This is a genomic window from Achromobacter sp. GbtcB20 (genome assembly GCF_019091095.1).
Lineage (GTDB): Bacteria > Pseudomonadota > Gammaproteobacteria > Burkholderiales > Burkholderiaceae_B > Achromobacter > Achromobacter mucicolens.
This window is the reverse complement of the sequence record NZ_JAGXJZ010000166.1, coordinates 1-601: the sequence shown is the minus strand read 5'-3', so window position 1 is coordinate 601 and position 601 is coordinate 1. Positions and strand designations below refer to the sequence as shown.

The following is a 601-nucleotide window of genomic DNA, read 5'->3' as shown; positions in this document are numbered from 1 at the left end:
CGGCGACAAGCTCGGCAAAATCGTCGAAGCGCGCACGCAGGATCGAGGCGTTGGCGTCCAGCGACCAGTGGCGCGCGAGGGGCATGCTGAGCGTGCCCTCGATGCCAGTGGACGAGCGCGCGCCGACCTGGATGCTTTGCGCCGGGTTCGCCGGGTCGCGCGTCAGCAGATTGTCTTTGGTGATGTCGTACACGGCCAGCGTCCAGTCGCCCTGGCGGTTCCAGAATGCGCGCTTCAGGCCGAGTTCCAGCTGGCGCCCGGTGGCGTTCTCGAAGCGGCTGTTCGCCGGTGACAGGAAGAGCAATGAACCGACCGGGTCGGCTGCCTTTGCCAGCTGGCCGTAAACGGTGAAGTCGGGCGTCAGCGCGTAGACGGTGCCGAGGCGCCAGCCGACGTCGGCGAAGGTCTTGTCGAAAGCGAGGTTCCCCGCAACCAGGTTCTGGCGCTCGAGGTCCGCATGGTCGTAGCGCAGCCCGCCCAGGAGCGACCATTGCGTCGTCAGCGCGAGGCGGTCTTCAAGGAAAAGCGCGTACTGCTTCGCCTCGGTCCGGTAGCGGGGAACCGTCGGCACCGGGCTGGTGAAGAGCCCCGGTTCCGCATC

The 601-nt window shown here is 67.2% G+C and carries 1 protein-coding gene; it reads right to left on the bottom strand.

Going from position 1 to position 601, the window contains the following annotated elements:
- Positions 1–601 (bottom strand): TonB-dependent receptor domain-containing protein (locus KVT32_RS28375; RefSeq protein ID WP_217619236.1); only part of this gene is annotated, 601 nt, incomplete at both ends.